Annotated in this window: 21 protein-coding genes and 1 pseudogene; 20 read left to right on the forward strand and 2 right to left on the reverse strand. The window is 70.1% G+C overall.

All coding sequences use genetic code 11. The features are described from left to right. Positions 1-462: 462 nt before the first annotated feature. From ACO2Q1_RS16020 to folP, 4 genes are all read left to right on the forward strand, one after another. Positions 463-1692: an acyltransferase family protein gene (locus ACO2Q1_RS16020; RefSeq protein WP_423330487.1), complete on the forward strand. Its 1230-nt coding sequence runs from the start codon at positions 463-465 to the stop codon at positions 1690-1692. Positions 1693-1765: 73 nt separating this feature from the next. Beyond that, positions 1766-2410, forward strand: coding sequence for a hypothetical protein (locus tag ACO2Q1_RS16025; protein WP_423330488.1), 645 nt, complete (start codon positions 1766-1768; stop codon positions 2408-2410). 3 nt (positions 2411-2413) lie between these two features. Continuing rightward, complete coding sequence (locus tag ACO2Q1_RS16030; RefSeq protein ID WP_423330489.1) at positions 2414-2716, forward strand: winged helix-turn-helix domain-containing protein; 303 nt, start codon at positions 2414-2416, stop codon at positions 2714-2716. Continuing rightward, complete coding sequence (gene folP / locus ACO2Q1_RS16035) at positions 2716-3555, forward strand: dihydropteroate synthase (RefSeq protein ID WP_423330490.1); 840 nt, start codon at positions 2716-2718, stop codon at positions 3553-3555. The genes ACO2Q1_RS16030 and folP overlap by 1 nt, the downstream gene beginning before the upstream one ends. Here folP and ACO2Q1_RS16040 read toward each other — a convergent pair. After that, positions 3537-3959: a DUF1579 family protein gene (locus tag ACO2Q1_RS16040; protein WP_423330491.1), complete on the reverse strand. Its 423-nt coding sequence runs from the start codon at positions 3957-3959 to the stop codon at positions 3537-3539. The genes folP and ACO2Q1_RS16040 overlap by 19 nt on opposite strands. A 101-nt stretch (positions 3960-4060) precedes the next feature. Between ACO2Q1_RS16040 and thiD the strand changes: the two genes are divergently transcribed. Both thiD and ACO2Q1_RS16050 read left to right on the forward strand, forming a co-directional pair. After that, positions 4061-4870, forward strand: coding sequence for a bifunctional hydroxymethylpyrimidine kinase/phosphomethylpyrimidine kinase (gene thiD, locus ACO2Q1_RS16045; protein WP_423330492.1), 810 nt, complete (start codon positions 4061-4063; stop codon positions 4868-4870). Next, positions 4867-5442 (forward strand): nucleotidyltransferase family protein, encoded by a 576-nt coding sequence (locus ACO2Q1_RS16050; protein WP_423330493.1) that lies wholly within the window; start codon positions 4867-4869, stop codon positions 5440-5442. The genes thiD and ACO2Q1_RS16050 overlap by 4 nt, the downstream gene beginning before the upstream one ends. A gap of 53 nt (positions 5443-5495) precedes the next feature. On the opposite strand, the gene ACO2Q1_RS16055 is transcribed toward ACO2Q1_RS16050, so the two are convergent. Beyond that, positions 5496-5879, reverse strand: coding sequence for a hypothetical protein (locus ACO2Q1_RS16055; protein ID WP_423330276.1), 384 nt, complete (start codon positions 5877-5879; stop codon positions 5496-5498). Between the two features lie 279 nt (positions 5880-6158). Between ACO2Q1_RS16055 and ACO2Q1_RS16060 the strand changes: the two genes are divergently transcribed. From ACO2Q1_RS16060 to ACO2Q1_RS16125, 14 genes and pseudogenes are all read left to right on the forward strand, one after another. Further along, positions 6159-6527, forward strand: a complete 369-nt coding sequence (locus ACO2Q1_RS16060) for a hypothetical protein (RefSeq protein ID WP_423330494.1) — start codon at positions 6159-6161, stop codon at positions 6525-6527. A 14-nt stretch (positions 6528-6541) separates the two neighbouring features. Then, entirely contained in the window at positions 6542-7222 is a 681-nt protein-coding gene (locus ACO2Q1_RS16065; protein WP_423330495.1) for a response regulator transcription factor, read from the forward strand. Further along, positions 7219-8715, forward strand: a complete 1497-nt coding sequence (locus tag ACO2Q1_RS16070) for a sensor histidine kinase (protein WP_423330496.1) — start codon at positions 7219-7221, stop codon at positions 8713-8715. The genes ACO2Q1_RS16065 and ACO2Q1_RS16070 overlap by 4 nt, the downstream gene beginning before the upstream one ends. 78 nt (positions 8716-8793) lie before the next feature. Beyond that, positions 8794-10149, forward strand: a complete 1356-nt coding sequence (locus ACO2Q1_RS16075) for a hypothetical protein (RefSeq protein WP_423330497.1) — start codon at positions 8794-8796, stop codon at positions 10147-10149. 78 nt (positions 10150-10227) lie between these two features. After that, a complete protein-coding gene (ccmI, locus tag ACO2Q1_RS16080; RefSeq protein ID WP_423330498.1) occupies positions 10228-11058 on the forward strand; it encodes a c-type cytochrome biogenesis protein CcmI in 831 nt (276 codons plus the stop codon). Continuing rightward, on the forward strand, positions 11055-11582 hold the full coding sequence (gene ccmE, locus ACO2Q1_RS16085) for a cytochrome c maturation protein CcmE (protein ID WP_423330499.1): 528 nt from the start codon (positions 11055-11057) through the stop codon (positions 11580-11582). Before ccmI ends, ccmE begins: the two co-directional genes overlap by 4 nt. Beyond that, positions 11579-13576: pseudogene (locus ACO2Q1_RS16090) on the forward strand (heme lyase CcmF/NrfE family subunit); the annotation flags it as partial. The gene ccmE and the pseudogene ACO2Q1_RS16090, both read left to right, overlap by 4 nt. A 179-nt stretch (positions 13577-13755) precedes the next feature. Continuing rightward, complete coding sequence (locus ACO2Q1_RS16095) at positions 13756-14244, forward strand: cytochrome c-type biogenesis protein (protein ID WP_423330500.1); 489 nt, start codon at positions 13756-13758, stop codon at positions 14242-14244. 125 nt (positions 14245-14369) lie between these two features. Next, the gene (locus ACO2Q1_RS16100) at positions 14370-15923 is read left to right on the forward strand and encodes a trypsin-like peptidase domain-containing protein (RefSeq protein ID WP_423330501.1); all 1554 of its coding nucleotides are present in this window, start codon (positions 14370-14372) and stop codon (positions 15921-15923) included. 95 nt (positions 15924-16018) lie between these two features. After that, a complete protein-coding gene (locus ACO2Q1_RS16105; RefSeq protein WP_423330502.1) occupies positions 16019-16690 on the forward strand; it encodes a response regulator transcription factor in 672 nt (223 codons plus the stop codon). Positions 16691-16848: 158 nt separating this feature from the next. After that, positions 16849-18300: an ATP-binding protein gene (locus ACO2Q1_RS16110; RefSeq protein ID WP_423330503.1), complete on the forward strand. Its 1452-nt coding sequence runs from the start codon at positions 16849-16851 to the stop codon at positions 18298-18300. Next, positions 18297-21218 carry a bifunctional [glutamine synthetase] adenylyltransferase/[glutamine synthetase]-adenylyl-L-tyrosine phosphorylase gene (locus ACO2Q1_RS16115; protein ID WP_423330504.1) on the forward strand — a complete coding sequence of 974 codons (2922 nt, stop codon included), beginning with the start codon at positions 18297-18299 and terminating at the stop codon, positions 21216-21218. The genes ACO2Q1_RS16110 and ACO2Q1_RS16115 overlap by 4 nt, the downstream gene beginning before the upstream one ends. 41 nt (positions 21219-21259) lie before the next feature. Further along, positions 21260-21883 (forward strand): EF-hand domain-containing protein, encoded by a 624-nt coding sequence (locus tag ACO2Q1_RS16120; RefSeq protein ID WP_423330505.1) that lies wholly within the window; start codon positions 21260-21262, stop codon positions 21881-21883. Between the two features lie 65 nt (positions 21884-21948). Further along, the gene (locus tag ACO2Q1_RS16125) at positions 21949-22515 is read left to right on the forward strand and encodes an RNA polymerase sigma factor (protein WP_423330506.1); all 567 of its coding nucleotides are present in this window, start codon (positions 21949-21951) and stop codon (positions 22513-22515) included. Position 22516: the final 1 nt, after the last annotated feature.

Below are 22516 nucleotides of genomic sequence, written 5' to 3' on the forward strand. Positions count from 1 at the left end.
CTCCTCCCGTCCAGGCCTCGCGCGGAGCGACATCAGGCCTTCGTCGAAAACGGTACTTCTATCCTACAGACCGGGCGAGGCCCGGCGCTCCGCCCCTCCCGCACCCTTCAGGCCCCCGCCGTGAAGCTGACGACGCACGCCTTCTCCTCCGCCTTCTGGGGGTGGAGAAGGATCGCATGCGATCCGACGACCGGACCGCCGAAGGCGGTGGAGGGGGAAACTCACACCCAATCCTCCAAATTCCGTCACCCTCGGGCTTGTCCCGAGGGCCCATCCCGGACGCCGCACGAGCTGTTGCGATGCCGTGCGTCCCCGATCCGACGTCGGAACGCGCTTACGCATGGGTCCTCGGGACAGGCCCGAGGATGACGAAAGGGGGGAGGGCGGCAGATCGGCAGACCAGTTTGCAATGCAGACAAGTCTATGACATATGGCGGTCCTCAACCGGAGGGGACCCCGTCCATGACCGCGCCGACCGCCAATCCCATCGCCGCCGCAGACCGGCTGCACGGCCTGGACGCCCTGCGCGCCCTGGCCCTGCTGCTGGGGGTGGTGTTGCACGCCAGCCTGTCCTTCTTTCCGCAGCAGATCTGGATCGTCGCCGACGACAGCCGCTCGATCGGGGCGGCGTGGCTGTTCTTCGCCATCCACCTGTTCCGGATGACGGCCTTCTTCCTGATCGCCGGCCTGTTCGCCCACATGATGCTGGCGCGAAAGGGCTGGGTCGGCTTCGCCCGGGACCGGGCCGTGCGTATCTTCGGACCGCTGGCCGCCTTCTGGTTTCCGGTCATGGCCGGGATCGTCACCGCCCTGGTGTGGAACGCCCACGCCAACGGCCTGGTGACGCCCGGCGCCCCGCCGCCGCCGCCGCCCAGCTATGACTGGACCGACTTCCCCCTGACCCACCTGTGGTTCCTATGGGTGCTGACCCTGTTCTGCGCCGCCGCCCTGATCCTGCGCGCGCCCTTCGCCCTGCTGGACCGGAGCGGCGGATGGGGGCGGGGCGTCGACCGGGTCACGGGCGCCCTGATCGGGCCCTGGACGTCCGTCGTCCTCGCCGCGCCCCTGGCCCTGGCCCTGTGGCTGGACCCGAAATGGATCGCCTTCTTCGCCGTGCCCACGCCGGACGAGGGGGTGGTCCCCGACACCGCCGCCCTGGTCGGGTTCGGCATGGCCTTCGGCCTGGGCTTCCTGATCGATCGCCGCCGCGACCTGCTGGCCCGGCTCGCCGGGTGGGCGCCGCTGTTCCTGATCGTCGCCCTGGTCTCGGGCGTGGCCGCCTATGTGCTGGCGGGCGGGCCCCGGGTCACGCCCATGGTCGGGGCCACGCCTGAAAAGGCCGCCGCCGCCGCCGTCGTCGCCCTGGCGGTCTGGTCCTCGGCCCTGGCGGCCACGGGCCTGTGCCTGCGCTTCCTCTCGGGCCACAGCCCGGTCCGGCGCTATCTCGCCGACGCCTCCTACTGGATCTACATCCTGCACCTGCCGCTGGTCATGCTGGCCCAGGTCTGGGTGCAGGACTGGGCCGGGCCGTGGTGGGTCAAGCTGGCGGGCCTGTCGATCGGCGTCTTCGCTGTCTGCCTGGCCTCCTATGAGCTGATGGTGCGCCACGGCTTCATGGGCAAATGGCTGAACGGCCGCCGCGTGCCCTGGCGCAAGCCCCGGCCCGAGACGGCCGCCGCCCCCGCCGAATAGCTTGCCAAGGGCGATCGGCTGGTCCACCCCGGACCGGCCGGTCGCTGCACAGAATCGTCTCCCGGAGATCCCGATGCCCGCCAAGCCCCGCCTGAGCACCCCGGAAGACGATCTGGCCTTCATGCGCTCGATCGTGCAGGGCGGGGGGCGACCGCCGATGACTCTGGCGGTCTGCTATCTGGCGGGCGGCCTGCTGTACGGCCTCCAGTGCCTGTACCATCTCGGCCAGGCGTTCGGCCTGATCCGATGGCCCGACCCGGCCAATCTGGCCGTCGTGGTCGGGGTCACCGTGACCTTCCTGATCGTCCTGACCTGGGCGATCCTGCACGATCGCAAGGCCGGCCGGTCGAACGCCGGACCCCTGGCGACGCGGGCGGTCAACACCATGTTCAGCGCCACCGGCATGGCCAATGCGGCGGTGGTCATCGTCTTCGCCGCCGGCGCGCTCCGCGACCAGGACTTCGCCGTCTGGCTCTATTACGCCGCCGTCGTCTTCGCCTTGCAGGCGGCCGCCTGGTACGTCGCCTGGATGATGCGGAAGAAGGCCTGGATGCTGGCCGTCTCGGTCGGCGGCTGGCTGACGGCGGTGGCCCTGGGCCTGCTGGTGCGCCAGCCCCTGACCTATCTGGGCGTCTGCACCGTGGCCCTCTTCCTGCTGTTCGCCCTGCCGGGCTGGCTGATGTTCCGCGATGCGCGCGCCGGAAGCCGGACGGACTGAACCATGGGCCTGGCGGACTTCGGACGGATCGACGAGGTCATCCACGGCCGCATGCGGCTGGGGATCATGGTCTATCTGGCCGACGTCGATGCCGCCGACTTCACCGAGCTGAAGACGGTGCTGGAGGCGACCCAGGGCAATCTGTCCGTCCATCTGAAGAAGCTGGAGGAGGCGGGCTATGTCGCCATCACCAAGAGCTTCGTGAACAACAAGCCCCTGACCCGCATCGTCCTCACCGACGAGGGCCGGACGGCCTTCGCCGCCTATCTGGAGGCCCTGGGCGGATTGATCGGAGGCAAGGGCTGATGGCGCCGATGACGGTCGATCCGATCCCGGGCGTCCGCGTCATGGGCATCGTCAACGTCACGCCGGACAGCTTCTCGGACGGCGGACGGCTGGGTTCGGTCGAGGCGGCGGTGGCCCATGCGATGCGACTGGTCGTCGAGGGCGCCGACGTGCTCGACATCGGCGGCGAAAGCACCCGGCCGGGCGCCGATCCGGTCAGCGAGGCCGAGGAGATCGACCGGACGGCGCCGGTCATCGCGGCGATCCGCGCCCGCTGGGACGGTACGATCAGCGTCGACACCATGAAGCCCGCCGTGGCCCGCGCCGCCTTCGCGGCCGGGGCGGCGATGTGGAACGACGTGACGGCCCTGAGCCATGCGCCCGACAGCGCGGCGGTCGCCGCCGAACTCGGATGCCAGATCGTCCTGATGCACATGAAGGGCGAGCCGCGCACCATGCAGGCCGATCCCCGCTATGACGACGTGGTCGCCGAGGTGCGAGACTATCTGGCGGCGCGGGCCGGGGCGGCGATGGCGGCGGGCGTGGCGCGCGACCGGATCTGGCTCGATCCCGGCATCGGCTTCGGCAAGACGCTGAACCACAATCTGGTCCTGACGGCGCGGCTGGACGCCCTGGTCGATCTCGGCTTCCCGATCCTCTACGCCGCCAGCCGCAAGCGGATGATCCAGGCGGTGGATGAAACCGCGACCGATCCCGGCGACCGCCTGGGCGGCTCCCTGGCCCTGGCTCTGGACGGCGCCCGACGCGGGGCGCGGATGGTGCGGGTCCACGACGTGCGCGAGACGGTGCAGGCGCTGAAGGTTCAGGCGGCGGTTCTTGCTCAGCCCCCGCGGCGATAGACGGTCCGGCAGAAAGCGGTCCAGCTCCCGTCAGCCTGCTTCTGACGGCTGGTCAGGGTCCGTTGGTCCGGCGAGGTCATCTCCCAGATGTCCTCATAGTCGGTCTCGCCGCCGCTTTCCTCCATGGTCGGGCCACGGCTGGCCAGCACCATGCGGTCGCCGTCCGCGACGCCGTCATAGGTCCAGAGAGTGGGGTGGCCCCAGTGGACGAAGTCGCCGGTGACCCGGCCGGTCTCGGGATCGAAAGCGAGCTGGAAGCGCGCGTCGTCATCGGACTCGATCACCGTCCAGGCGCCGCGCCGGGAGACGGTCTCCGTCCCCCGGCGCCGCTCGCCGTCGTCGGGCAGGCTGTGGCCCTCATACGTCCAGTCGCCGATCAGGCGGTCCAGAAAGGCGGCGGTCATGCGGCGAACTCCGTCTGGCTGATGCGCTTCAGCCTCCATAACGCCCCCTTCAACGAAACAGGCGGCTTGCCCGGATGGGCGGGTTGTCGCATCCAGCGTCGATGACAGATCCTTCGCAACGCCTCGGACGCGTCCTCATCATCGCTGGTTCGGACTCCGGCGGGGGCGCCGGGATACAGGCCGACATCAAGACCGTGACCGCGATGGGCGGCTACGCCGCCACGGCGGTCACCGCCGTCACGATTCAAGATACCCTCGGCGTCCACGGCGTCCACCCCCTGCCTCTCGACGTCATCGAACAACAGGCGAGGGTGGTGCTGGACGACATCGGCGCCGACGCCTTCAAGACCGGCATGCTGGGCACGGTCGAGGTGGTCGAGCGGGTGGCGGCCATTCTGGCCGGCCATCCGGCCGCGGCGGTGGTCGATCCGGTGATGATCGCCAAAGGGGGGCATCCGCTGCTGGCCGAGGCGGCGGTCGGGGCGGTGCGGTCGCTGATGGTCCCGCGCGCGACGCTCCTGACCCCCAATGCGCCAGAGGCGGAAGCCCTGACCGGAATCCCGGTCGCCGATCTGGACGGCCAGCGGCGGGCGGGCGAAGCCCTGCTGGCCCTCGGCGCCAGGGCGGTGCTGATGAAGGGCGGCCATGTCGGCGAAGGCCCGACCGTCACGGACCTGCTGCTGACGCCATCCGGAGAGACCCTTCTGGAGGGCGAGCGGTTCGACACCACCTCGACCCACGGCACCGGCTGCACCCTGGCCAGCGCCTGCGCCGCCGGCATCGCCCGGGGGCAGCCTCTTGAGGTCGCCGTGGCCGAGGCCTGGGCCTATGTCGCCGAAGCCATCCGCCGGGCGCCGGGTCTGGGGCATGGCCATGGGCCGCTGGATCACGGCTGGAGGCTGCGCCGATGAGCGAGGCGGACCTCGAAGCCCGGCTGATCGACATCGTCCGGGCCGATCCGGTGCTGATGCAGGTGCTGACGACCGTGCGCGACCTCGGCCTGCCGGACTGGCGGCTGTTCTCCGGCGCCGTCTATCAGGGGGTCTGGAACGTCCGGACCGGGCGACCCGTCGGCTACGGCGTCAAGGATTACGACATCGGCTATTTCGACCCGGACACCTCCTGGGACGCCGAGGACGTCTTCATCAGGCGCGCCGCCGCCGCCTTCGATGCGCCGCTGAAGTCGCTGGTCGAGGTTCGCAATCAGGCGCGGGTTCACATATGGTTCGGCGAGCATTTCAACGAGCCCTACGAACCGCTGATGCGGACCGACGAGGCGCTCGGCCGGTTCGTGGCCCCTGCCTTCGCCGTCGGGGTGCGGCTGGAGGCGGACGGGGCGATCTCCGTCGCCGCGCCGTTCGGCTTGCAGGACGTGTTCGATATGGTGATCCGGCCCAATCCGAACCGTCTCCGGGCGACAGGCTGGGACAAGGTCATCGCCTCCGCGCGGGCGCGCTGGCCGGAACTGACGGTGGTCGAATAGCAGACTGGGCGCGATCCTTTCGGACCGCGCCCTGTCGTCTCAGGCGGCTGGGGTTACCAGCGGCGGTTGTCGCGGTCGCGGCGCTCGCTGCGGACCTGGGCGGACAGGCGGTCGTAGCGACGGTCCAGGTCATTGCGCTCGACCCGGCTCAGGCCGCCGCGCAGGTAGCTGCGCTCCAGACGGATCAGGCTGTTCAGCTCGGCCTTCAGGCGGCCGGCCTCGCGGTGCGACAACTGGCGGGTGCGCACGCCCTGGTCGATGCGACGGTCCAGGTTGACCTTGCGGTGGGCGATCGACTGCCAGTTGGCGTAGCTCTGGGCGGCCGGGGCCCGCGACGGGCCCTGATTGTGGCCGTAGCCGTAGTTCTGGGCGGCGGCGGGAACGGCGGCGGCCGAAGCCGCGGCCAGGAACAGAGCGGGGACGATGAACTTCTTCACTGGATCTCTCCTCGGTTTCGGCGCCGACCGGGCTGGCCGGCGATGAAACAAGACCTACCGCCCCCCGCCTGAGCCCCACCTGAACACCAACGCTCAGCTTCCGTTCATCAACGTGAGAAACCCGAAAGGTCGGTCGCTCCCGGATACCCTTCCACATGGAAGGCCGGATCGAACGCGCGGACGCTCGCGCGAGGCGGGCGGCCGGTTTCACCTTCCTGACAAACAGCCTAAGCTGGGTGTTCAGACGCCGTTCAGGGGCGTCGCCGTATCACCTGCCGCATGATCCGCATTCGTTCACATCTGCTGTCCGGCTTCGTCGCAGCCGCCGTCCTGGCCGGAGGGATCGCGCCCGCCTATGCGGCGGTAGAGGTCGACCAGTCGCGCCGTGGCTACGGCGAGGGTGGCTATCAGGATCGCTCCGGCGACCGGGACCGCGACCGTCCCCAGAGCAGCCGCCCATCGCGCGATCGCGATCAGGGGCCGTCGGCTCGCCGCATGATCAGCCAGTCCGAGGCCCAGTCGCGCGCACAGCGCCAGGCGCGGGGCGCCCGTTTCGTCGGCTCCCAGGGCCTGCAGGGGTCCAGCTATGTCTTCCTGTTCGAACGGGACGGCCGGACCTTCACCATTTCCGTCTCCGCCTATGACTGAGGGGGCCTGAAGCCATGCGCGTTCTGCTCGTGGAGGACGACGCCGATCTGTCGCGTCAGCTCAAGACCGCCCTGGCCGACGCCGGCTATGCGGTTGATCACGCCGCCGACGGCGAGGAAGCGCATTTCCTCGGCGACACCGAGCCCTATGACGTCATCGTTCTGGACCTCGGCCTGCCCCGGATCGACGGAGTGTCGGTGCTGGAACGCTGGCGTCGCGACGGCAAGACCACGCCTGTCCTCATCCTGACCGCACGGGCGGCCTGGTCCGACAAGGTGGCCGGGTTTGACGCCGGCGCCGACGACTATCTGGCCAAGCCGTTCCACACCGAGGAGCTGCTGGCGCGGCTGCGGGCGCTCCTGCGGCGCTCGGCGGGCGTGGCGTCGGCGACCCTGTCCTGCGGCGGCCTGCGCCTTGACCCCCGCGCGGCGCGGGCCAGCGTCAACGGCGAACCCCTGCGCCTGACCTCGCTGGAATATCGCCTCCTGCATTACATGATGATGCACCAGGGCCGGGTCATCAGTCGCACCGAACTGGTCGAACATCTCTACGACCAGGACTTCGATCGCGACTCCAACACCATCGAGGTCTTCATCGGCCGGGTCAGGAAGAAGGTCGGATCGGATCGGATCGAGACCGTGCGCGGCCTCGGCTATCGGCTGACGCCTCTGCCCGGCGAAACCGAGGCGGCGTGAGCGAGCCCGCCGTCGTCGAAACTCCGATCGCGGAATCTCCGGCCGTCGAAACCCCGGCTGCGACCCGCGGCGTTTCCTGGGGCCGATGGGTAGGTCGTCCCGGCCGCAGCCTGACCCGACGACTGATCTGGCTGGCTTCGGCCTGGATCGTGCTGGCCCTGATCCTCGCGGGTTGGGGCCTGACGACCCAGTACCAGGAGAGCGCTTTTCGGCGGCTGGGCGCCGAACTGGGCATGACGATCGATGACGTCCTGCTGGCGACGCGGATCGACGCCGATGGACAGGTGACGGTCAACGAGATTCGCGACGCCCGGACCGCGCGCGGCCTTTCCGGAAAATACTGGATGGTGGCCGAGCGCACCGCCGACGGCGGCGTGCGGGTGCTGGCGCGATCGCCCTCGCTCTCGGGCGAGACCCTCACCATCCCTCCTGATCTCCCGGACCGGCTCCAGCGATCGCTGGGCGTGATGGTCACCTACAATGACGACGGCGTCCTGCGGCCACCGTCCCACCAGCCGTTGCGGATCGGGGCCAGCATGAAGACCCTGACCGGCCGCGAGGCGCCGGTGATCTTCGTGTCGGGCATCGACCGGTCGATGATCGAGGCCGACGCCAAACAGTTCGCCACCTTCACATGGACCGCCCTTGTGCTGCTGGGCTTCGGTCTCGTGGCGGCGGTGTTCATTCAGGTGCGGATCGGCCTGCGGCCGCTGTTCGATCTTCGCAACGAGATCGCCGAGGTTCGGCGTGGCAAGGCGGCCCGTATCGGCCGCGTCTATCCGCTGGAGATCCAGCCTCTGGCCGAACAGGTCAACCGGCTGCTGGACCACAATCAGGAGGTGGTGGAGCGCCAGCGGACCCATGTCGGCAATCTGGCGCATGCGCTGAAGACGCCCCTGTCCGTCATGCTGGCCGAGGCGTCGGACGCCCGGGGCGATCGGGCCGGCCTGGCCGAGATCGTGGGGCGCCAGACCGAGGTTATGAAGCGCCAGGTCGACCACCATCTGCGCCGTGCCCGCGCCGCCGCCCGCGCCGCCCATGGCCTGGGCGAGACCGCGCCGGTGGCCGAGGTTCTGGACGAACTCGCCGTCATGCTGGAGCGGGTCTTTCAGTCCAAGGCGGTGGAGATCGACTGGCGCGCGCCGGACGATCTGGCCTTCCTGGGCGAACGCCAGGATCTGCAGGAGATCCTTGGGAATCTGATCGAGAACGCCTGCAAGTGGAGCCGGCGTCGGGTGCGCGTCTCGGCGGGCGCCAACGGCCTAGGACAGATGATCGCCGTGATCGAGGATGACGGTCCGGGCCTGCCCGAAGACGAGCGCGAGGCTGCGCTGAAGCGCGGCGCCCGCATGGACGAGGCGACGCCGGGCTCGGGCCTCGGGCTGTCGATCGTGGATGACCTGACGCGGGCCTACGGCGGACGCTTGACCTTGGCCGCCAGCGACATGGGCGGGTTGAAGGCCGTTCTCGAACTGCCTGCCGCCGGCGACTGAGACCGGCTGCGCCATTCCTTAACCTTCTTGGGCTAGGTTGCCCAATCTGCCGCAAGTGGGGGCGGATGGGAGTGCGCTATGGCCGGGTTGACGGTCGAAGCCAGAACAGCATTGGCGCGGGTCCTGGACGCCGTACCGGACGAGGCCATGGCCGTGATCCTCTCCGTGGTCCGCTGCAGCGCCGGACAACGGGCGCGAGAGGTCGAAGCCCTGCTCCACGACGCCGTCGAAGATCGCCGCCGCCGCACCGAGGCCTTCGGCGCCCTGGCTCCCCTGTTTCGCCGCCGATCGGACGACCTGGCGGCTCTCAATTTTCCATCGCCGGTTCTGGCTCGCCTCTGGCGTGCGGCGGTCGCACGGGATCGTGACGCCCTGGTGTTGCTCGATCGCATCGGCGATGATCAGGCGACCTTTCACGCCCTGGGCCGGACGCGCCTCTACGACGCCGCCATCGCCGTGCTGGATCAGAAGCCGGAGAGCGTCTGGGCGCCAGCCTCGGACATGCCGGAGGACGACTGGCGCGAGGGAGTCGCCGAACTGCGCGCCTGCTGCGCGCTCGGCCTCCTGGCGCATCGATCCATGGGCAATCTGCCGGGCTGGATCGATCGACCCGACGAAGACCTTCAGGCGGAGTTGAAGCTGGCGCTGCGCGACGCCTCGGAGAGCGATCCGGAGGGACCACGTCGCCTGGTGGATATCCTGGTGGCCCACCTCGACCGGACCGAGGACGTGGTGCGCCTGGCCGTCAATGCGGCGACGGCCATGGGCCATGAAGCCATGCTGCGCCACTCGGAACTGGCCCTCTACATCGAGCGCGCCCTGTCCGCCCTGGAGACGCGCGTCCAGCGCATCCTCGGCTGGCGGCCGGGCGATCCGCGCGACGCGCTGGAACGCGATCTGGCGGCGGCAGGCGCTGTCGTCGGCACGCTGGAACTGACGGCGGCGCTGGACGGCCAGGAGGACTGGATGCGACGCCTGGCCGGCGTGAAGTCCCGCGTTTCGGGCATGATCGAAGACCGGCTTCAGGCGACGGTCAGATCGGTCGCCCGCATCCTGCCCACGCGCGGCCTTCAGACGGCCGGGCGGATGAGCCGCAAGGTCGCGGATCCGAATGCCGCCATCGACGACGGCGCCTTGGCCCAGGCGCGCGGCCTGATCGATCTGGCCCGCGCCGTGCGGTCCGCCGCCTCGCGGTTCGGCTGCGAATCGCGTCGTCACGGCGTCGTGGAGGAAGTGGCCGGAGCCCTGGCCCAGCACATCGATCAACTGGTCGAGGCGGTGCATGGCGGCGACGCTGCCGATCCCGCCGCGACCACCGCGCGGCTGCTTGTGCTGTCCGACCTGCTCGAGCGGCTGGGCGACGACGCCGAGGCGCGGACGGCCCGTCGTCGGATCGCGGCCCTGAACCAGTCCGGCGACGTTCGCGCGGCCTGACGGGGGCGGCGTCTTCTGCGGCGATCGGCCCGGTCGTGCGCATCGCGCGGCGGACAAAAATGGTCTAGAGCCCCGGCCATGCTGATCTTCTGGATTTCGGCCGCCCTCCTGACGACTCTGACGGCGTTGCTGATGCTGGCCGGCGCGCGACGCGCCACGGGCCCGGTCAACGCCGATGACACGGCGTCGGAGGCGGCGCGCCGTGAGCTTGGCGCGCTGGATCGGCTGCGGGCCGAGGGCGCGATGGGCGAACGCGAATGGGCCGAATCCCGGGCGGAGGCCGCCCGCCGACTGTTGGCCGCCTCCACGCCTGCCGCGACGGTCGTGATCGGGCGTCGGGAGCCCTTGATGGTTCTCGGCGGCGTCGTCCTGACCGCAGCGACGGCCCTGGGTCTCTACTTCGCCCTCGCGGCTCCGGGCCAGGGCGACCAGCCGTTCGCCGCGCGGGTCGAGGCCTGGGCGGTGTCGACCGAACCGCTGGAGCCGGCTCAGGCGGCGGCGGTCATCGAGCGGGAAGTCCGCCTGGCGCCTGATGACCTGCGCATGCTCACCTTGCTGGGCTCGGCGCGGTTCCAGGCCGGCGATCCGGTCGGCGCCGCCTCGGCCTTCCGTCGCGCCCTGGCGATCAATCCGAATGACGGCCAGAGCTGGGCGCGGCTGGGCGAGAGCCTCGTGCGCGCCTCCGACGGCCGGATCGGCCCCGACTCCGAGGCTGCCTTTCGCGAGGCGCTGAAACATGACCCCGGTCAGCTGGGCGCCCTCTATTTCCTCGGCGAGGCGGCCGAGACCCGGGGCGAGGCCCCTGAGGTGCGGAGGTTCTGGACGCCTCTGATCGCCGCACTGGATGCTTCCGATCCGCGCCGGACCGATCTGGAACGTCGGCTCGCGGCGCTGGAGGCCGGACGATGAGCTGGCTGCCCAAGTCGCCCAAGGCGCGGCGACGCCTCTATGTGGTCATGGCCGCCGCGCCGGTGCTGGCCCTGGCGGCGGGGCTGTCGCTTTGGGCCATGCGCGATAACGTGGCCTACTTCTTCTCGCCGTCCGAGGCGACAGCGGACAAGGCGCCGGCCGGTCGCAATGTGCGTCTGGGCGGTCTGGTCGAGACCGGCAGCGTCGAACGCCACGGCGCCGAGGTGATGTTCTCGGTAACCGACAATGTCGCCACGACCCGCGTCCACTATCGCGGCGACCTGCCGGATCTGTTCCGCGAAGGACAGGGCATCGTGGCCGAGGGCGCGTTCCGGCCCGACCGGACCTTCGAGGCGCGTCAGGTCCTGGCCAAGCACGACGAGACCTATATGCCCAAGGAGGTCGCCGACCGGATCAAGGCCAAGGGCGAGTGGCGGCCTGAAACGGGCGAAGCGTCGAACGGGTCGGTTTCGCCGAGCCGCGAGGCTCCTGGAGCCGAGCATAGCGCCGAGACCAATCCGTGATCGTCGAATTCGGCGCCTATGCGCTTCTTCTCGCCTTCGTCCTGACCCTGGCTCAGACGGCCCTGTCGGGCGTCGGCCGCCTGCGCGTCAGCTCGGTTCTGGCCGGGGCCGGTCAAGGCGCGGCGATCGGCGCGGCCCTGTCGGTCGCGGTCGCGTTCGGCGTCCTGATCCACGCCTTCGTGGTGTCCGACTTCTCGGTGGCGAACGTGGCGGCCAACAGCCACACCGACAAGCCGATGCTGTACAAGGTGGCGGGCGCCTGGGGCAGCCACGAGGGGTCGCTGCTGCTCTGGTGTCTGGTCATGACCGGGTTCGGCGCGGCCCTGGCCCGGGCGCGGACAAGCCAGGGCGGCCTGCCGTTCGGACTGAAGACCTCGGCCGTGGCGGTGCAGGGCGGGCTGTCGGCCCTGTTCCTCGCCTTCACCGTCTTCACCTCCAATCCGTTCACCCGACTGGACGCGCCGCCGGTGCAGGGCGCGTCGCTGAATCCTTTGCTTCAGGATCCGGCCCTGGCCTTCCATCCGCCGCTGCTCTACGGCGGCTATGTCGGGTTTTCGGTCTGTTTCGCCCTGGCGGCGGCCGCCCTGATCGAGGGGCGGTCGCTGTCGGGTCTGGGCGGCGGCTTCTGGCCGGCCTGGGGCCGCTGGGTGCGGCCCTGGGCGCTGGCGTCCTGGATGCTGCTGACCCTGGGCATCGCCCTGGGCTCCTTCTGGGCCTATTACGAACTCGGCTGGGGCGGCTGGTGGTTCTGGGACCCGGTCGAGAACGCCAGCTTCCTGCCCTGGCTGGCGGGCGCGGCCCTGCTGCATTCGGCCATCGTCACGGAACGGCGCGGCGGCCTGGCGGGATGGACGGTGTTCCTGGCGCTGCTGGCCTTCAGCCTGTCGATGTTGGGCGCCTTTCTGGTGCGGTCCGGCGTGCTGACCTCGGTCCACGCCTTCGCCGTCGATCCGAAGCGGGGCCTGACCCTGTTGGCCATCCTGGGCGTGACGGCGGGCTCGGCCTTCGCCCTGTTCGCCTGGCGCGCCCAGAGCCTGAGAAGCCAGGCCGCCTTCGCTCCCGTCAGCCGCGAGGCCGGTCTGGTCCTGAACAACCTGTTCCTCACCACGGCGGCGGCGACGGTCCTTCTGGGCACCCTCTATCCGCTGATCCTGCAGGCCGTGAACGGGGCGACGGTTTCGGTCGGCCCGCCGTACTTCGACCTCACCTTTACGCCCCTGATGGCGATCGCCTTCCTGATCCTGCCGGCCGGGCCGTTGCTGGCATGGAAACGCGGCGACCTGAAGGGGACCTTGCAGCGGTTGTGGTTGGCGGCGGCTCTGGCCCTGGCCTGCGGTTTCGCGGCCTGGCTGATGTTTGCGCCGAAGAAGGCCCTGGCGGCGGCCGGGATCGCCCTCGGCGCATGGCTGATCCTGGGGACGCTTGCGGAATGGGCTGGCCGCGTCCGCCTGTTTCGTGTCCCGGCCGGCGAGAGCCTGCGGCGGGCCGGGGCGCTGCCTCTGGCGGCCTGGGGCATGACCCTGGCCCATGCCGGGCTGGGCGTTTTCGTCCTGGGCGCGGTGGTCGAGACCGGCTTCAAGGTCGAGACGGCCAGAGTGCTGACGCCGGGGCAATCGGTGGCGGCCGGTCCGTATGTCGCGCGCCTGGATGAGGTGCGGATGGTCGAGGGTCCAAACTATCTGGCCGAACGCGGCGTGCTGACGGTGTCGCGGACCGACGGATCGGCGGCGCGCGTCGTTTCGACCGACCGGCGCTTCTTTCCGGCCGGCGGCCAGACGACGACCGAGGTCGGGCTGGATTTCCGGGGCCTGGACGACGTCTATCTGACCCTGGGCGAGCGGCGGCTGGACGCGGCGGGACGCCCAGGCGGCTGGCAGGTTCGGATGTACTTCAATCCCTGGGCGCGGCTCATCTTCCTCGGCCCGGCGCTGATGGCCCTGGGCGGATCGCTGTCGTTGCTGGATCGGCGGCTGAGGCCTGCGCCGGGTGGACGGCGATTGCCGCGCCGTTCGGTTCCTTCTCCCCTCGGGGGAGAAGGTGTCGGGCGAAGCCTGACGGATGAGGGGGTTTTGTCCTCAAGCCCAGCGGAAGAAGGCCGGACCTGATGTGGCCGTCCCCCTCATCCGTCTCACTTCGTGAGCCACCTTCTCCCCCGAGGGGAGAAGGATTCTGGGTGGCGACCGCTTTCGCCCTGCTCCTGTCCACCTCGGCCATGGCCCAAGAGCCCGCCGCCGCGCCCGAGACGCCGCTGACCGACGCGGCCCAGGAGGCGCGCGCCCGGGCCCTGTTCCAGGAGGTGCGCTGCGTCGTCTGCCAGCATGAATCGATCGCCGATTCTCCGGCCGGCATCGCCGCGGACATGCGCCGGCTGGTGCGGGAGGAGATCGCGGCGGGCAAGACGGATGCTGCTGTGCGTCAGGATCTGGTGCGCCGCTGGGGCGACTACATCCTGTTCCGGCCGCCGTTCCGCTGGTCGACGCTGGTCCTTTGGCTAGGGCCGTTCGCCCTGATCCTGGGCGGCGCGGTCCTGCTGTGGCGGCGTCGACCCGGCGCGGTCATGACGGCCGAGCCCCTCTCGGACGAGGAGGAACGGCGGCTGGCCGATCTTCTCACGCCTGAAACGGATCGCCCCGATCCTGACGCAAACCGGCCCCACGACTAACGCCTGGGGATATCAAGCCTTTCTCTTCGCCGCGAACGGACGCCGGTTGGCCAATCCGTTTCAGGCTCTATATCAGTCAGACGACAGGGCCGAGCCACGGCCCGAGACAGGGTTCAAGGACGACGATGCTGAAGCGCAAGGAGTTCATTCTGGGGGCCGCGGCCGGCCTGATCGTCGCGGCGGGCGCCACCGCCGGCGGCGTCATCACCTGGCCGGGGGCCCATGCCGAGACCCGCCCGGGTCAACTGGTGCCCTCAGCGGGCGCCGGCCTGGCCTTCGCCCCGCCCCAGGGGGCGCCGCTGAGCTTCGCCGACATCGTGCAGCAGGTCGCCCCGGCCGTGGTCCAGATCGAGGTCGAGGCCCGGGTCGAGCGACCGGCCGGCGGCGGCATTCAAATCCCCGGCTTCCCCGGTTTCGTCATTCCGGGTCCACAAGGCGGCCAGGGCCAGGAGGAGGACGCCGAACCCCAGACCGCGCGCGGCGCCGGTTCGGGCTTCTTCATCTCCAGGGACGGCTTCATCGTCACCAACAACCACGTCGTCGCCGACGCCGTGTCGATCAAGGTGGTGTTGACCGACGGTCGCCGCATGGACGCGACACTGGTCGGGCGCGACGAGGGATCGGACCTGGCGGTCATCAAGGTCCAGGGCGACGACTTCAGCTTCGTCTCCTTCGAGGAAGGCGCCCAGCCGCGGGTCGGCGACTGGGTCGTGGCCGTCGGCAATCCGTTCGGCCTCGGCGGCACGGCGACGGCCGGCATCGTCTCGGCCATCAGCCGCCAGGACCCCTCGGGCCAGTCGCGCGGCCTTGTCGACTTCCTTCAGATCGACGCCGCCATCAATCGCGGCAACTCCGGCGGGCCGACGTTTGACATCTATGGACGGGTCATCGGCGTGAACTCGGCCATCATTTCGCCCACCGGCGGTTCGGTCGGCATCGGCTTCGCCATCCCGGCTTCGACCGCCAAACCGATCGTCGACAAGCTGATGCGCGGCGAGGCGGTGGAGCGCGGCTATCTCGGCGTCTCCATGGGCACGCTGCAAGACAGGGAGCGTGCGGCGCTGGGTCTGGCAGACACCGTCAAGGGCGCCTTCGTCGCCGACGTCACGGCAGGCGGTCCGGCGGACAAGGCCGGGATCAGGCCTGAGGACGTCATTGTCTCGGTGAACGGTCGGGACACCGAAACCGGCGAGGCCCTGACGCGCATCGTGGCCGGAACCGCCGTGGGCGAGACGCTGAGGATCGAACTGTATCGCGACGGTCGTCGCCAGACGGTCACGGCGCGGGCGGAACGCCGTCCGCCGCAGTCCGAACTGGACGCCCTGCAAAACGGGTCGCCCGGCGGAGACTCGACGGCGCCCCAGGCAGGAGCCGAGACGATCGAGGGCATGACGGTGCAGTCTCTGACGCCGGCGCTGCGTCAGCGCCTGCGCCTGTCGAACGATCAGCGGGGCGTCGCGATCACCGCCGTCGCGCCGCGCTCGAAGGCGGCCCAACTGGGCTTCTCCGAGGGGGTGATCATCCTCAACGCCTTCGGTCGCGCCGTGAACTCTCCGGCGGAGCTGAAGTCGGCGATCGAGGCCGCGCGCGCGGCAGGGCGGCCCGGCGTCATGCTGCGGGTCCAGAGCCCGCGCGGCGGTTCGCCCGTCTCGGTCGCTCTGGAGCTGTCTGAGGACTGATCCGGCGACGAACACAAGTCTGACGACGACTTAACTCACGCGATCGCCGCCGATGTTGTAACGTCGGCGGCGATTTCGATTCCGGGAGGGGCCTGATGCGGATTCTGGTGGTTGAGGACGACGCCGAGGCGGCGACGGCGATGCTGCGCGGCCTGACCGAGGCCGGCCATCAGGTGGCCCATGCGCAGGACGGCGCCTATGGGCTGCTGGAGGCCCAGCGCGGCGGATATGACGTCTATGTCGTGGACCGGATGATGCCGCGTCTTGACGGCATCGGCATGGTCGAGACCCTGAGGAAAGACGGCGACCAGACCCCGGTCCTGTTCCTGTCGGCGCTCGGCGAGGTCGAGGACCGGATCACGGGGCTGAAGGCCGGCGGCGACGACTATCTGGTCAAGCCCTACGCCTTCGCCGAACTGATCGCCCGGGTCGAGGCCCTGGCGCGTCGGCGCGAGACCGGCGGGGTGCAGACGGTGCTCAAGGTCGGCGACCTGGAGATGAATCTGATCGCCCGAACCGTGCATCGCGGAACCACCGAGATCGACCTGCAACCGCGCGAATTCCAGCTGCTGGAGTTCCTGATGCGCCACGCCGGCCAGTCGGTGACCCGCACCATGCTGCTGGAGAAGGTCTGGGAATACCATTTCGACCCCCAGACCAATGTCATCGACGTCCACATCAGCCGCCTGCGCTCCAAGATCGACAAGGGCTTCGACAAGGCCATGCTGCAGACGGTGCGCGGGGCGGGATATCGGCTGGAGGCGTGACGTCAGTGGCGAGTGGCGAGTGGCGAGTGGCGAGGACGGCGGGCCTGACGGCCGCACCTGACGACCTCCGCGCCGCCCTCCGAATTCAGGCCCTGATCCGTGTCGGGCTCAAGGTGATCACTCGCCACTCGCCACTCGCCACTCGCCGCTGACGACCGATGCGTCTCCCCTCCCTCTTTCGTCGCACGCCCTTCCGGCTGACGCTGCTGTTTCTGGCGCTGTTCGCGGCGGCCTCGGCGGCGATCCTGGCCTATGTCTATGTGGCCTCGGCCCAGGAGGCGCGGGCGCGGGCGCGGGCGGATGTCGACACGGAGGTCGCCAGCCTGCTGGCCATCTATCGCACGCGCGGACCCGACGCCCTGAACGCGGCCCTGGTCGAGCGCGTCGTTCGCGGCGGCCACTATCTCTATGTCCTGGTCGGACGCGACGGCCAGACGATCACCACCAGTCTGTCGGACAGCCCGCTTGAGCAACAGGGCGCGACGTCGCCGGTCTGGGACACCTTCTCCTTCACCGACACCCTCGCCGACGGGCGCGTGGTGCGTCGCCAAGGGTTCGGCGTCGAGACGCCGCTGTCGGGCGGGGAGCGTCTGTTCGTCGGTCAGGATCTCGGCGACACCGAAGCCTATCTCGGCCGGCTGACCCAGGCCTTGTGGATGGCCATGGGCATGGTCGTCCTGCTCGGCGCGGCGGGAGGGGTCATCGTCAGCCGAAATCTGGAGCGGTCGATGGGCCGGCTGACGGCCGTGGTTCAGGCGGTGCAGGAGGGCGACTTGAAGGCCCGCGCCCCGCAGCGTCGATCCGCGCGCGGCCAGGCCGACGGCGGCGACGAGTTCGAGGAGTTGGGACAAGGGCTGAACCTGATGCTGGATCGGCTGGAAACCTCTATGACCTCGATCCGGCACGCCGGCGACGCCATCGCCCACGACCTGCGGTCGCCCCTGACGAGGATGCGGGCCAAGCTGGAGGTGGCGCTGATCGACGCCGAGGCCGGCAAGGTCTCGGGCGTCGACGCCCTGTCGATCGCCCTGGATGAGGCGGACAATCTGCTCAAGACCTTCAACACCGTCCTGGCGATCGCCCGGTTGCAGGCCGGAGGCGCCCCGGACCGGGCGGTGTTCGACGCCGCAGATCTGGCCGCCGACATGGCCGAGCTCTATGAGCCGGCCGCCGAGGACAAGGGCATGGAGTTTTCGGCCGAGATCGAGACCGGGCTGATGATCGAGGGTAATCGCCCGTTCCTCGCCCAGGCCCTGGCCAATGTCATCGACAACGCCATCAAATATACGCCGGTTGGCGGGGCGGTGAAGCTGAGAGCTCGCCGCCGGTCGTCCGGTGAGATCGAATTCTCCGTCACCGACACCGGTCCGGGCGTGCCGGCCGAGGATCGCGAGCGGGTGATCCAGCGGTTCGTCCGTCTGGACAATTCCCGGTCCGAGGCCGGATCAGGGCTTGGCCTGTCCCTGGTCTCGGCGGTGATGGAGGCGCACGACGGCCGCGTGCAGCTGGACGAGGGGCCGGGCGCCTATGGCGGCTATGGCCCCGGCTTGCGCGTGGCTCTGCTGACGCCGCCGGCCGGCGCGACGTCTCCGGCGAGTCCTCCGGCGTGACTGCTTCGCTGGTCGAACTCATCAGACCATGCGGTCCGGTCGTCGATCCGGCCGCCGGGGACCGCGCCAGGGAGAGGCTCTGGGAGGCGGCGTCCGAAGGCGGCTGGGTCGATCTGCTCGCGGCGGCCTGGCCGGCGCTGGCGCCTGTCTTCGCCGCCTCGCCGTATCTGTTCGGCCTTGTGCGTCGGCGACCGGAACACCTGCGCGAATGCCTGGCGGCGGCGCCTGAGGATCGGCTGTCCGAGCTTCTCAGTCGGACCTCGGCGCTGGCGGGCGGGGCGGAAGAGGTCAAGACGCCGCTGCGAAGGCTGAAGGCAGAACTGCATCTGCTGACCGCCCTGTGCGATCTCGGCGGGGTCTGGGACCTGGATGCGGTGACCGGCGCCCTGTCCGACTTCGCCGACGCCTCGATTCAGGCCGCCCTGCGCGCCGTGGCCCATGACCTGCGGGCCAGGGGGCGGCTGACGTCCACACCGGACGATCCGGCGGGGCCCGTGCCAGGACTGTTCGGCCTGGCCATGGGCAAGCATGGCGCGCGCGAGCTCAACTATTCCTCGGACATCGATATCTCGCTCTTCTTCGATCCGGACCGGTTGGGCCCGGCGCTGGGCGACGGAGTGGAGTTGCAAAGCTTCGTGGACCGGCTGGCCCCGGCCCTGTCCCAGGTGATGCAGGAGCGAACCGCCGAAGGTTATGTCTTTCGGATCGATCTGCGCCTGCGTCCCGACCCGTCTTCGACGCCCCCTGTCGTCGCAACACCGATGGCGCTGGCCTACTATGAATCGGTCGGCCAGAACTGGGAGCGGGCGGCCTTCATCAAGGCGCGCGTCGCCTGCGGCGACGCAACGGCCGGCCGGGAGTTCCTCGACGCCCTGGTTCCATTCGTCTGGCGGCGCAGCCTGGACTACCAGGCGGTGCTCGATATCCAGTCAATCAAGCGCCAGATCCACGCGCACAGGGCCGGGGCCGGCATGGTCGCCATGGGCGCCAACCTGAAGCTGGGACGGGGCGGCATCCGCGAGATCGAGTTTTACGCCCAGACCCAGCAGTTGATCCTGGGCGGCCGGGATCGGTCGCTGCGAAGCCCCCGGACGGAGGACGCCCTGGCCGCCCTGGTCGCAGCCGAGCACGTGCCGCCGCATGTGGCCGACGAGCTACGGGCCGGCTACCGCCGCCTGCGGGCGCTCGAGCATCGGGTGCAGATGCTGGACGACGAGCAGACCCACATCCTTCCGGCGGACGGCCCGCGCCGCGCCGCCGTGGCCGCCCTGTCCGGCGAGGGCGACCTGGCGGTATTCGACGCCGCCGTCGAGGCGCTGCTGATCGGCGTCAATCGTCGCTACGGTGAGCTGTTCGAGGGCGAGGAGGATCTGTCGTCCTCCTACGGCAGTCTGGTGTTCACCGGCGTGGACAATGATCCCGAGACGCTGGCCACCTTGGGGCGTATGGGCTTTTCCGACCCCGGCCCGGTCTCCGACACCATCCGGGGATGGCACCATGGCCGCATCGCCGCGACCCGATCGGCGAGGGGGCGGGAGCTGTTCACCCGTCTGGCCCCGCGCCTGCTCGAGGCCGCCGCCCGGACCGGGGCACCCAACGCGGCCTTCAACCGCTTCGCCGTCTTCTTCGCCGGACTGAATTCGGGCGTGCAGGTCCAGGCCCTGTTCCTCAACCAGCCCGAGCTGTTCGAAATGATCGTCGGGGTCATGGCCTTTGCGCCCCGGCTGGCGCGGACCTTGGGCCGCTATCCCGCCGCGCTCGATTCCATGCTGGACGCCCGTTTCCACGCCCAGCTCGGGCCCTCCACCGGCCTGTTCGACCAGATGGAGGAGGAGGCCGAGGCCGCCGGTGATTTCGAGGGCGCCATGAACGCTGTGCGCCGCCTGCACCGCGAACAGCAGTTCCGCATCGGCATCCAGACCCTGAGCGGTCGGGTGGGGCCGGAGGCGGCGGGACTGGCTTTCACCAATCTGGCCGATGCGGTGATCCGCACCCTGGCCCGCGCGGCCCTGAAGGAGACCGAACGCCTCGGTGGCCGGCTGCCGGGCGCACAGGCGGTGATCGCCCTGGGCAAGGCGGGCTCCGGCGAGATGACGGCCGGTTCGGACCTGGACCTTATGACGGTCTATGAAGCCGCCCCCGACGCCATCTCCGACGTTCGGGGATGGTCGGCCGACGTCTTCAACGCCCGTTTCACCCAGCGGCTGATTTCGGCCCTCTCCGCCCATACGGCCGAGGGCGGGCTTTACGAGGTCGATATGCGGCTTCGACCGTCAGGGTCCAAGGGGCCGGTGTCGGTCCGACTGTCCACCTTTGACGCCTACTACGCCGAAGAGGCCGACACCTGGGAGTTCATGGTTCTGACCCGGGCGCGGGTGGCCTGGGCCAGCGACCCCGACTTCGGCGCCCGAGCCGCCGCCGCGATCGAACGGGCCCTGCGACGTCCCCGGCCTTCGGCGGATGTGGCGCACGACGTCCGGGCGATGCGTGATCTGATGCGGCGAGAGCGGCGTCCGTCCGGCTTCTGGGACCTGAAGCTGTCATCCGGCGGCCTCGTCGACGCCGAGTTCGTCGGTCAGCTCCGGCAACTGTCGGCCGCCGTCGAAGGGCGACCTCTGACGCCGCGAACCCTTGAACAACTGGCTGGCGACCCCGAACTGGCCGAGGCCTGGCGAATGCAGCAGCGGATCAGCCAGCTCTTCGCCTGCGCCTTCGACGACCGGCCCACGCCCGAGGACGAGCCGGAGCCGTTCCGCGCGCGCCTGGCCAAGGCCATGGACGAAGACGATTTCGCCGATCTGGTCGCCCGCCTGACAACCGTTCGGGAGGCCGCGCGGGCGGCGTTCGAGACGGCCTTGCCGCCGGTGGAGGCTCCGACAGAACGCTCCGGCGACGGAGAACCGCCAGATCGGCGTTGAACTCCCTGAACGGCCGCATCGGCGGCCCGGCGGAGATGATCATGACCCGATCCCTGATGTTCGGCGGCCTGGCCGCCGTCAGCCTTAGCCTCGCAGCCGGCGCCAGTCCGGCCCAGACGCCGACGCCGCCGGCGACCCACCCCGTCCCGGCTCGGATGGATGTCGCCGGTCGCGCCGCTCCGATCGCCAAGGCGGATTTCGTCCAGCGTCGGATGGCGCGCCTGACCGCCATGGACGCCGACGCAGACGGCGTGGTGACGGCGGCCGAGCGCCAGGCGGCGCGCCAGACGCAACGTGCGGCGGCCGCGCAGCGCCGCTTCGATCGCCTGGACGCCGACAAGAACGGCATGATCAGCCGTGACGAATTCCAGGCGCTCGGCGAGCGGCCGTCCGCTGGTCGCCATCGCGCCGCGCGCCCGCATGCCGCCCGTTCGGCCCGGATGTCGGCCGGGGAGGCGCGCGCGGAGAGGAACGTGGACCTGGCCGAGGCGCGTGCGCGCACCGAAGCCGCGTTTGACCGGCTCGATGCCGACCGGGACGGAACGGTGACGGCCGCCGAGCGCCGGGAAACCCGCAGCGCCTTGCGAGAGCGGGTCAAGGCGCGGCGGGACGCCCGACGTTCCGCGCGCCAGGCGCCATCGCCTTCGACGCCGGCTTCGGAGTAGGGTGATGCCGGGCCCGGTATCCATCGCCAGGCCCCAACTTTCGGTCACCGAGGCCTGGGGCGAATTTGGCGCACGTCATCGATCCGGACGAGGATCTGGTTCTCCGCGTCGGACGCGGAGAGGCGGAGGCTGTGCGGCAGTTGGCCACGCTGAAGCTGCCGCGTGTGCTCGCCTTGGCCAAACGGATGCTGGGCGACGCGACCGAGGCCGAGGACGTGGCCCAGGAGGCGATGCTCCGCGCCTGGCGTCAGGCGCCGAAATGGTCGCCGGGCAAGGCGAAGTTCGACACCTGGCTGCATCGGGTGGCTCTCAACCTCTGCTACGATCGTCTGCGGCGCCGGCGCGAGACCCCCACCGATACGCTGCCGGAACGCCCAGACGAGGGGCCGCCGCCGGATCGGGGCCTGTTGGCGGCCGAGACGGGCGCGCGGGTCGACGGCGCGCTACGACGGCTGCCCGACCGCCAGCGCGAGGCCATCGTCTTGTGCCACTACCAGGAACTGACCAATATCGAGGCGGCGGCCTTGATGAAGATCAGCGTGGAGGCGCTGGAAAGTCTGCTGTCGCGGGGCCGGAGAACCCTGCGGGCGCTGCTGGCCGACCTGGCCGACGATCGGGGGGCTGATCGATGAC

The organism is Brevundimonas sp. VNH65 (assembly GCF_049445955.1).
In the GTDB taxonomy this organism is placed as follows: Bacteria; Pseudomonadota; Alphaproteobacteria; order Caulobacterales; family Caulobacteraceae; genus Brevundimonas.

Bases quoted from the DNA above. Each gene is read 5' to 3' on its own strand.
- ACO2Q1_RS16105 (WP_423330502.1), top strand. From the start codon at position 16,019: ATGCGGATTCTGGTGGTTGAGGACGACGCCGAGGCGGCGACGGCGATG.
- thiD (WP_423330492.1), top strand. From the start codon at position 4,061: ATGACAGATCCTTCGCAACGCCTCGGACGCGTCCTCATCATCGCTGGT.
- ccmI (WP_423330498.1), top strand. From the start codon at position 10,228: ATGCTGATCTTCTGGATTTCGGCCGCCCTCCTGACGACTCTGACGGCG.
- ACO2Q1_RS16050 (WP_423330493.1), top strand. From the start codon at position 4,867: ATGAGCGAGGCGGACCTCGAAGCCCGGCTGATCGACATCGTCCGGGCC.
- folP (WP_423330490.1), top strand. From the start codon at position 2,716: ATGGCGCCGATGACGGTCGATCCGATCCCGGGCGTCCGCGTCATGGGC.
- ACO2Q1_RS16060 (WP_423330494.1), top strand. From the start codon at position 6,159: ATGATCCGCATTCGTTCACATCTGCTGTCCGGCTTCGTCGCAGCCGCC.
- ACO2Q1_RS16030 (WP_423330489.1), top strand. From the start codon at position 2,414: ATGGGCCTGGCGGACTTCGGACGGATCGACGAGGTCATCCACGGCCGC.
- ACO2Q1_RS16075 (WP_423330497.1), top strand. From the start codon at position 8,794: ATGGCCGGGTTGACGGTCGAAGCCAGAACAGCATTGGCGCGGGTCCTG.
- ACO2Q1_RS16120 (WP_423330505.1), top strand. From the start codon at position 21,260: ATGACCCGATCCCTGATGTTCGGCGGCCTGGCCGCCGTCAGCCTTAGC.
- ACO2Q1_RS16065 (WP_423330495.1), top strand. From the start codon at position 6,542: ATGCGCGTTCTGCTCGTGGAGGACGACGCCGATCTGTCGCGTCAGCTC.
- ACO2Q1_RS16040 (WP_423330491.1), bottom strand. From the start codon at position 3,959: ATGACCGCCGCCTTTCTGGACCGCCTGATCGGCGACTGGACGTATGAG.
- ACO2Q1_RS16100 (WP_423330501.1), top strand. From the start codon at position 14,370: ATGCTGAAGCGCAAGGAGTTCATTCTGGGGGCCGCGGCCGGCCTGATC.
- ACO2Q1_RS16110 (WP_423330503.1), top strand. From the start codon at position 16,849: ATGCGTCTCCCCTCCCTCTTTCGTCGCACGCCCTTCCGGCTGACGCTG.
- ACO2Q1_RS16020 (WP_423330487.1), top strand. From the start codon at position 463: ATGACCGCGCCGACCGCCAATCCCATCGCCGCCGCAGACCGGCTGCAC.
- ACO2Q1_RS16025 (WP_423330488.1), top strand. From the start codon at position 1,766: ATGCCCGCCAAGCCCCGCCTGAGCACCCCGGAAGACGATCTGGCCTTC.
- ccmE (WP_423330499.1), top strand. From the start codon at position 11,055: ATGAGCTGGCTGCCCAAGTCGCCCAAGGCGCGGCGACGCCTCTATGTG.